Raw genomic sequence first — 8,914 nt, 5'->3', positions numbered from 1 at the left:
GGCGTACGCCCTCGTAGGGGGTGGTGTCGCGCAGGGCGGCCGGTACCTCGGGGGCGGCGAGGAGGGCGGCCAGGTGGCCGAAGTCGAGGTTGGCCTCGGTGAGGTCGGCGAGCGGGAGGGCCGCGGTGGCGTAGGCGGTGCCGCCCTCCCAGGGGGCGTGGAAGACCGGGCGGGCGCCCGCGAGGTCGCCGCAGACGGTGATGCGCCGGCCGGCCTGGACGACGGCGGTGTAGCTGCCCGGCCAGGCGGTGAGGTGGCGCAGGGCGCCGCCGCGCGCGGTGAACAGACCGCGCCGCAGCTCCTCGTCGGAGGCGCCGCAGATGCCGAGGACGGCGATGCGGTTCTGGGCGTCGGCGTGCACCACGCGGACCTCGTCGGGGCGCCAGTCGCCCACGGCCCACAGCGGATCGGGGTCGCCCCACAGCAGGTGGGAGCCGACGGGGCGCAGGGTCTCGCCGTCGTACCCGGTGGCTCCCGCGGTCTCGGCGCCCAGAGCGCGCGCGGCGGTGCTGCTCCAACCCACCAACCACCGCATCGACGCCTCCACAGGCTGTGGACCACCAGTGCACCGCACGAACCGGACCCATGCTGCCATGAAGAACGCGCCGGGGAAGGGTGGTGGCGCCGCCTTCGATCGAGGGAAATCACCAGGAAACACGGCGGGGCCCGGCGCGCGGCCGGGACACGGCGGGGCGCGGCGGGCAGGATGAACCCGTCTCCTGCCTGCGGAGGTTGGCGGGAGGAGGGCGAGGGGAGAGCGATGCGAATGCGCCCCGGTTCACTCCCCCGGAACGCCCTTCGCGCCCTCAAGTGCCGTGGTGGGAACGGAAATACGAGCGGCGGAACGACGGCTGTTTTCGGCCAATTTGGCGCCAGGGCACGGGATTTGAGCACGCTCCGTACAGGCCCTGCGGAGCGCGCGGCGGCCCGGCGAGCGCGCACGGTCCGGGAGGCGGGCGTCGCCTCCCGGACCGGTCCGCCGCCCGCGGGGATGTAGGCGGCGGCGTCCCCCAGCCCACTGGACGCAAGTACAGCGGGCCGACCCACGCAGAGCCATGGAACCGCTCCCCCGGTGGCCGGACCAGAGCGCACGGACAGGCGCACGGCCACACGCGCGGGGGCACGCCGCGACGGTCCGTGCACGGTGCGTACAGGGCCGTACTCCCGTACGGACCGCAATCGCGCCATCCGGAACAATGCCCCTTAACGCTTGGGATGCGGCGAACTACGCTGTGTTTACGAATGCCGCGTGGTTATGCCAGCGGGGCAGCCGTCTGTGTCGAGGGGTGGCGCATGTCCAGGGAGCAACGCGGGCCGAACGAGAAACTCGGCACCGTTCTCGCCCTCGCGGGAATCAGCAACGCGGGCCTCGCGCGCCGGGTCAACGACCTGGGGGCGCAACGGGGTCTGACGCTCCGGTACGACAAGACCTCGGTCGCGCGCTGGGTGTCGAAGGGGATGGTGCCCCAGGGTGCGGCGCCGCATCTGATCGCCGCCGCGATCGGGCAGAAGCTCGGCCGGCCGGTGCCGCTGCACGAGATCGGCCTCGCCGACGCCGACCCCGCGCCCGAGGTGGGCCTCGCCTTCCCGCGCGACGTGGGGCAGGCGGTGCGCTCGGCGACCGACCTGTACCGCCTGGACCTGGCCGGACGCCGTGCCGGGTCGGGCGGGATCTGGCAGTCGCTGGCCGGGTCGTTCGCCGTGAGCGCCTACGCGACGCCCGCGTCCCGATGGCTGATAACCCCCGCCGACAGCTCGGTCGAGCGGGAGGCGCATCCCGAGGGGGGCGCCGCCGCACCGATCAAAGTCGGCCACAGCGATGTGCAGAAGCTCCGGGAGGCCGCCGAGGACGCCCGGCGCTGGGACTCCAAGTACGGCGGCGGTGACTGGCGTTCCTCCATGGTGCCCGAGTGCCTCAGGGTGGAGGCGGCCCCGCTGCTGCTGGGCTCCTACTCCGACGAGGTGGGCCGCGCGCTGTTCGGCGCGGGTGCCGAACTGACCCGGCTGGCGGGGTGGATGGCCTTCGACACCGGCCAGCAGGAAGCGGCCCAGCGGTACTACATCCAGGCGCTCCGGCTGGCCCGTGCGGCGGCCGACGTGCCGCTCGGCGGGTACGTGCTCGCCTCCATGTCGCTCCAGGCGACCTACCGGGGCTTCGGCGACGAGGGCGTCGACCTCGCCCAGGCCGCCCTGGAGCGGAACCGGGGGCTGGCCACCGCGCGCACGATGAGCTTCTTCCGGCTGGTCGAGGCGAGGGCCCACGCGCGTGCGGGCGACGCGCACGCGGCCGGGGCCGCCCTGAAGTCCTCCGAGGGCTGGCTGGAGCGGTCCCGCGAGGGCGACAGCGACCCGTCCTGGCTCGGCTTCTACGGCTACGACCGCTTCGCCGCCGACGCCGCCGAGTGCTACCGCGATCTCAAGGCGCCCCGCCAGGTGCGCCGCTTCACCGAGCAGGCGCTGTCCCAGCCGACCGAGGAGTTCGTCCGCTCGCACGGGCTGCGCCTGGTGGTCTCCGCCGTGGCCGAACTGGAGTCGGGCAACCTGGACGCGGCCTGCGAGCAGGGCGTACGCGCGGTCGAGGTGGCCGGCCGCATCTCCTCCGCCCGCACCACCGAGTACGTCAAGGACCTCCTCCACCGCCTGGAGCCCTACGGCGACGAACCCCGGGTGGTGGAACTCCGCGAACGGGCCCGCCCGCTTCTGATGGCTCCCGCCTAGACGGCACAAGGCTTCTGTGGCGCGGTTTGAAGGCGTTGTCAGTGGCGCAGTGCACTATCGAGGCCGGGAGGTGGTGCAGGTGCGGGCGGACGCGTACGACTGCGACGTGCTGGTGGTCGGTGGCGGCATCGTCGGGCTGTCGACGGCGTACGCCCTGACGCGCGCCGCGCCCGGCACGCGGGTCATCGTGCTGGAGAAGGAACCGGGCCCGGCCCGCCACCAGACCGGCCGCAACAGCGGGGTCGTGCACAGCGGCATCTACTACCGGCCGGGCTCGCTCAAGGCGCGGTACGCGGTGCGCGGCGCCGCCGAGATGATCAAGTTCTGCGCGGAGTACGGCATCGACCACTCCGTCACCGGCAAGCTGATCGTCGCCACCGACCGCGCCGAGCTGCCCCGGCTGCACGCCCTGGTGCAGCGCGGCCGGGAGAACGGCATCCCGGTCCGCGAGCTGGGCGCCACCCAGATCGCCGAGTACGAGCCCGAGGTGCGCGGCCTCGCCGCGATCCACGTCGGCACGACCGGCGTCTGCGACTTCACCGCCGTCGCCCGGCAGCTGGCCCGCGCCTCCGGCGCCGAGATCCGGTACGGCTCGCGGGTCGTCCGGGTGGACCGGCGCCCCGACCGGGGCGTGGCGGTGCTGACCTCGGCCGGCCAGGTGGTCCGCGCCCGCGTCCTGGTCAACTGCGCGGGCCTGTACTGCGACGAGCTGGCCCGCCTCACCGGGGACGAGCCGGGGGTGCGGATCGTGCCGTTCCGGGGCGAGTACTACGAGCTGGCCCGTCCGGAGCTGGTGCGCGGCCTGGTCTATCCGGTGCCCGACCCGGCGTTCCCCTTCCTCGGCGTCCACCTGACCAGGGGCCTCGACGGCGGAGTCCACGTCGGCCCCAATGCCGTCCCGGCGCTCGCCCGCGAGGGGTACGGCTGGGGTGTCGTCCGCCCGCGTGAGCTGGCCGCCACCGCGGGCTGGCCCGGCGCCTGGGCCCTGGCCCGCAGACACTGGCGGTACGGCGCGGGCGAGCTGCGCCGCTCCCTCTCCAAGCCCGCCTTCCTGGACGCGGTCCGCCGCCTGGTGCCCGGCGTGGAGGAACGCGACCTGGTCCGCGCCCCGGCCGGCGTCCGCGCCCAGGCGGTCACCCGCGACGGCGCCCTGGTGGACGACTTCCTCATCCGCGAGGGCGCCCGCGCGGTGCACGTCCTGAACGCCCCGTCCCCCGCGGCCACGGCGTCTCTGCCGATCGGCCGGGAGGTGAGCCGCCGGACGCTGGAGATGCTGCGGGCGCTGTGAGGGGTCGGGCGGCCGGACCGTCGTGCCCCGCACAGGCGGGTGCCGGTTTCACCGGGATGCACCCGCCGCTGGGGCGCCGTGACCGACCCCACCTCCGCCGGCGCCGTGGGCCCCCTCCGCGGAGCGCCTAAAATCGGAGGCACTGTGTCTGACTCCGTGAATGCCACCGAAGCCATCCGGCCCGCCGAGGCCGGGCCGTCCGCGCGGACCTCGCGGAGCAAGGGCGAGCCCCGGTTTCCCGACGGGCCGCAGCCCGATCCCGCCGGATCCCACTTCGAGCGGCGTATCCGCAGCTTCCAGCCCCGGCGCAGCCGGGTCACCACCGGGCAGGCCGACGCGCTGGCCCGGCTGTGGCCGCAGTGGGGGCTGGACATCGACGGGCAGCGGGTCATCGACCTCGCGGAACTGTTCGGCAACGCCAACCCCGTCGTGCTGGAGATCGGCTTCGGCATGGGCGAGGCCACCGCGCAGATGGCGGCGGCCGCCCCGGACACCAACATCCTCGCCGTCGACGTGCACACCCCCGGCCAGGGCAATCTGCTGAACCTCGCCGAGCAGGGCGGCCTGACCAACGTCCGGGTCGGCAACGGCGACGCGATCATCCTGCTGCGGGAGATGCTCACCCCCGACTCCCTCGACGGGCTCCGCGTCTACTTCCCCGACCCCTGGCCGAAGAAGCGGCACCACAAGCGGCGGCTGATCCAGCCCGAGTTCCTCACCCTGGCCGCGGCCCGGCTGGCACCCGGCGCGACCGTGCACTGCGCGACGGACTGGGAGCCGTACGCCGAGCAGATGCTCGAGGTGCTCGACGCGCACCCCGGCTTCGAGAACACTCGCGCCGAGGGCGGCTACGCCCCGCGTCCCGCGTTCCGCCCGCTGACCCGCTTCGAGGGCCAGGGCCTGGACAAGGGCCACGTGGTGAACGACCTGCTCTTCCGCCGCGTACCGCACACGAACCCGTAGCCCGGCGGGCCGCAAAGCCTGAGCCTTCATGGCCCGGTCACCGTTAGGGTCGATGCTGTGGCCATCAGTTCTCCGTACCCGCCCCACACCGACGGCCCCCGGCCGGTCTGGTGGCGGCGGGAGTGGGTGCGGCACGGGGCGCTGGCCGGGCTGCTCGCGCTGTCCGGGGTGGTGATCCTGGCGCTGGTGCGGCGGCAGACCGGTACGGAGGGGTTCCTCGTCGGGCTGGGGCTGGCCGTGGTGCCCGTGCCCTGGCTGATAGCCGCGTTCCGCTGGCTGGACCGGGTACGGCCCGGCCCCTGGCGGAACATGCTGTTCGCCTTCGCGTGGGGGGCCTGCGCGGCGGCGCTGATCGCCATCGTCGCCAACAGCTTCGCCACCCACTGGATCGCCACCGCGACCGCCGACCCCTCCGGCGCGGACACGCTCGGCGCGACGGTGATCGCGCCGGTGGTGGAGGAGTCCGCGAAGGCCGCCGCCGTCCTGCTGGTGTTCGTCTTCCGCAGACGGGACTTCACCGGGCCGGTCGGAGGCGCGGCGATAGCCGGGGTGACCGCGACGGGGTTCGCGTTCACCGAGAACATCCTCTACCTGGGCAACGCCTTCGGCACGGACCAGTCCATCGGCACCTCGGGCATCGTCTCCGTGACCGCCGCGACGTTCTTCGTACGCGGGGTGATGTCGCCGTTCGCGCATCCCCTGTTCACCGTGTTCACCGGCATCGGCTTCGGCCTGGCCGCCCTGCCGCGCAGTCGTCGGCTGCGCTGGCTCTTCCCGGTGGGCGGCCTCCTGGTCGCCATGAGCATGCACGCTCTGTGGAACGGCTCGGCCGCCTTCGGGCAGTACGGCTTCCTCGTCGTCTACGGCGGCTTCATGGCCCCGGCGTTCGGCCTGCTCGCCTGGCTGCTGATCCGCTCCCGGCAACGCGAACTCCGCGTGGCCCGCGAGGAACTCCCCGTCTACGTCTACGCCGGCTGGCTGGCCCCCGCCGAACCCTTCGCCCTCGGCTCCCTACGCGCCCGCCGCCTGGCCCGCGACCACGCCCGCCGCTTCCTGGGCGGCCGCCCGGCCGCCCGGGCAGTGGTCCACTACGAAACCACCGCCACAGAACTGGCCCTGCTCCGCCACCGGGCCCGCGCGGGCCGTGCCGGCCCCGACTTCTCCACGCGCGAGCACGAACTCCTGGTCACCCTGTGGCAACACCGGGCCTCCTCACGCCCAGCCCTGGAGTACGCGGCCCACGTGACGGCCCCGCCCCCGTCCCCCGTCACCTACTGGCAGCGCTACGGCCACCCGGCGCCCCCCTACGCGGGCTACAACCCGTACCGCACGTAGGGGGAACCGGTCCGCGTCCGTGAGGCGGGCGCCGCCCGCCCTCAGGCAGACGCCTCCGTCAGCAGCTCCAGCTCCGCCGGCGTCAGCCGAAGCTCGGCCACCTCCACCAACGCCGGAAGCTGATCCACCGTACGAGCGGAGGCGATGGGCGCGGCGACGGTCGGCTGAGCGGCGAGCCAAGCCAGCGCGACCGTGGCCACAGCGGTGTCATGAGCTGAGGCCACCTCGTCCAGCGCGGCCAGCACCCTCTGCCCCCGCTCGGAATCCAGATACTTGGCCGCGGAACCCGCCCGAGCGCTCTCCACCGTCGCCCCCGGCCGGTACTTCCCGGTCAGGAACCCGGAGGCGAGCGCGTAGTACGGCACAGCCGAAAGCCCCTCACGCGCGGCGACGTCCTGCAGCGGCCCCTCGTAGGTGTCACGCGAGACCAGGTTGTAGTGCGGCTGGAGCGCGACATACCGAGCCAGCCCCGCCCGCTCGGAGAACTCCAGCGACTCCTTCAGCCGCTCCGCGCTGATGTTGGACGCCCCGATGTACCGCACCTTCCCCGCCCGCACCAGCTCGTCCAGCGCCCCGATGATCTCCTCGACGGGCACCTCGGGCTGATCGAAGTGGGTGTAGTAGAGATCGATGTGATCGGTACCGAGACGCCGCAGGGAAGCGTCGGCGGCGGCCTTGATGTTCGCGGCCCCCAGCCCCTTGAACTCGGGATGCTGACTGACCTTCGTGGCGATGACGACCTGGTCGCGGACCCCCCGGGCCCGCACCCACTCACCGATGATCGTCTCGGACTCACCGCCGTGGTTGCCCTCGACCCAGGCCGAGTAGGCGTCCGCGGTGTCGATGAAGTTGCCGCCCGCGGAGCGATACGCGTCGAGGACGGCGAAGGACGTGTCCCGGTCGGCGGTCCAGCCGAAGACGTTGCCGCCGAGGGCGAGCGGGAAGACCTCGAGGGAGGAGGAGCCGATCTTGCGCAGAGAAGCAGTCATACCCCTTCTCAACGATCACCCGGACCCGTCCATTCCGATTCCGGGGCAAGGACCCGGTCAAGCCCCGGCAGGAGTCCTCAGGGAGTGAGCCCCTTGCCCCGCAGCCACGCGCCGGGGTCGATTCCGGTGGGCTGACCGCCGGGGTGGACCTCCAGGTGGAGGTGCGGCCCGGTGACGTTGCCGGTGGCGCCGACGCGGCCGATGACCTCGCCGGTGGACACCTTCTGCCCGGCGCTGACGCTGATCGAGGACTGGTGGCAGAACCACAGCTCGGTGCCGTCGTCCAGGGTGAGGATCGTGCGGTAGCCGTACGCACCGGCCCAGCCGGCCTCGGTGATCGTGCCGCTGTGGATCGCCTTGATCAGCGTGCCGGTGGGCGCGGCGAAGTCCAGCCCGGTGTGGTACCCGGAGGACCACATCGAGCCGGCCTGCCCGAAGGTCGAGGTGATCGTGTACGAGGAGGTCGGCAGCGTGTACTGCTTGGCCAGCGCGGCGAGCCGGGCCGCTTCCGCCTTCTTCTCGGCGTCGGCCTCCGCCTTCTCCTTGGCCGCGGCGGCCTTCACGGAGGCTTCCTTCGCGGCCTTGGCGGCGGCCTCGGCGGCCTGCTGGTCGGCCTTGGCGACGGCGGCCGCGGTGGCCCGGCTGTCCGCCTTGCTCTGCTGCCGCTCGGCCTGGGCCATGATCCGGCTGCGCAGCGCCTCGCCCGCGTCGGCGGTGGAGTCGTCACTGGCGGCGGTGGTCGTGGCGGTGGCGACACCGGCGAGGGAGGCGGCGGGCGTCTCCGTGTGGTGGTGCCCGTCGATCAGGGAGTCCACGGAGGGCAGGTCGGGCAGCGCGATGGACACGGGCGGCTTGCCGGTGTTGGCACTCGCCATGCCACCCGCGCCGACGGCGGCGATGACACCGACACCGAGCACGGTGGAGCTGCGGGCGAGTCCGCCGCCGCGCTGCTTGGCCACGCGGTGGCGGCCGCGCACCGCGGGCAGGGACTCCTCGGTGGGGTTCCACTCCTCCCACGCGCCGTCCTCGGCACGGGGGGCGCCGTAGGCAAAGGGCTCACTCGCGTCCGGCGCGAACGGGGCTTGTGGGGCAGGCCGGTTGGACGCCACGCGGGCGCACTCCTTTCCCTCCTCCGCCTACCGGGTTAGCTGACGGGTTCGGAGCAGGAAGGTCTCCTACGCGCGTAAACCCGGCGTGCTCCGAGGGCGGTGCACGGCGGATCGGGCGCGATTCACCCCAAAGTGGTGGGTCCCCGGTTCCCTTGCGGGATTCGGCGTGTGCGCACGGCGCCGTCTCTGCTGACGGCTGTAACGACCGCGCTGCGTTATCGAACGTTAATAGACACGCGCACCGGATTCCAAGCCCGTCCAGCTTGATCGTTTGACGTGCTGACGGGGTGTAAATCCGTCAGGAACACCGCTAAACAGGGCGATCTGACTGCGCTTCAGGAGTCACCTGAGTTTTACTGGTGACTCAAAAACACCAGTCGTCCCGGAAAACACTCAGGGCCGGAATCCATTTACTGGATTCCGGCCCTGAGCCTTCAGTAGCGGGGACAGGATTTGAACCTGCGACCTCTGGGTTATGAGCCCAGCGAGCTACCGAGCTGCTCCACCCCGCG

Annotated in this window: 6 protein-coding genes, 1 tRNA gene, 1 pseudogene and 1 riboswitch; of the genes and pseudogenes, 4 read left to right on the top strand and 4 right to left on the bottom strand. The window is 72.8% G+C overall.

What is annotated here, in order from left to right:
- A pseudogene (locus GT030_RS03425) lies at positions 1-535 on the bottom strand (asparagine synthase); the annotation flags it as partial.
- A gap of 758 nt (positions 536-1,293) precedes the next feature.
- On the opposite strand from GT030_RS03425, the gene GT030_RS03420 reads away from it, so the two are divergent.
- The 4 genes from GT030_RS03420 (at position 1,294) to GT030_RS03405 (ending at position 6,304) form a co-directional block, all read left to right on the top strand.
- Positions 1,294-2,718 (top strand): hypothetical protein, encoded by a 1,425-nt coding sequence (locus GT030_RS03420; protein WP_030817171.1) that lies wholly within the window; start codon positions 1,294-1,296, stop codon positions 2,716-2,718.
- Positions 2,719-2,788: 70 nt separating this feature from the next.
- Positions 2,789-4,006: an L-2-hydroxyglutarate oxidase gene (gene lhgO / locus GT030_RS03415; protein WP_161199767.1), complete on the top strand. Its 1,218-nt coding sequence runs from the start codon at positions 2,789-2,791 to the stop codon at positions 4,004-4,006.
- 156 nt (positions 4,007-4,162) lie between these two features.
- Positions 4,163-4,969, top strand: coding sequence for a tRNA (guanosine(46)-N7)-methyltransferase TrmB (gene trmB, locus GT030_RS03410; protein ID WP_161199766.1), 807 nt, complete (start codon positions 4,163-4,165; stop codon positions 4,967-4,969).
- 57 nt (positions 4,970-5,026) lie between these two features.
- Positions 5,027-6,304, top strand: coding sequence for a PrsW family intramembrane metalloprotease (locus GT030_RS03405; protein WP_346009549.1), 1,278 nt, complete (start codon positions 5,027-5,029; stop codon positions 6,302-6,304).
- A gap of 41 nt (positions 6,305-6,345) precedes the next feature.
- Here the strand turns inward: GT030_RS03405 and GT030_RS03400 are convergent, their stop codons facing one another.
- From GT030_RS03400 to GT030_RS03390, 3 genes are all read right to left on the bottom strand, one after another.
- Entirely contained in the window at positions 6,346-7,293 is a 948-nt protein-coding gene (locus tag GT030_RS03400) for an aldo/keto reductase (RefSeq protein WP_161199764.1), read from the bottom strand.
- 77 nt (positions 7,294-7,370) lie between these two features.
- A complete protein-coding gene (locus GT030_RS03395) occupies positions 7,371-8,402 on the bottom strand; it encodes a M23 family metallopeptidase (RefSeq protein ID WP_161199763.1) in 1,032 nt (343 codons plus the stop codon).
- 9 nt (positions 8,403-8,411) lie between these two features.
- Positions 8,412-8,579: riboswitch (cyclic di-AMP (ydaO/yuaA leader) on the bottom strand.
- A 261-nt stretch (positions 8,580-8,840) separates the two neighbouring features.
- Positions 8,841-8,914 (bottom strand) — tRNA-Met (locus GT030_RS03390).

Origin of the sequence: Streptomyces sp. SID1328, from assembly GCF_009865595.1 — a bacterium.
Taxonomy (GTDB): Bacteria; Actinomycetota; Actinomycetes; order Streptomycetales; family Streptomycetaceae; genus Streptomyces; species Streptomyces griseoluteus.
This window is presented reverse-complemented; position numbering and strand designations above follow the sequence as displayed.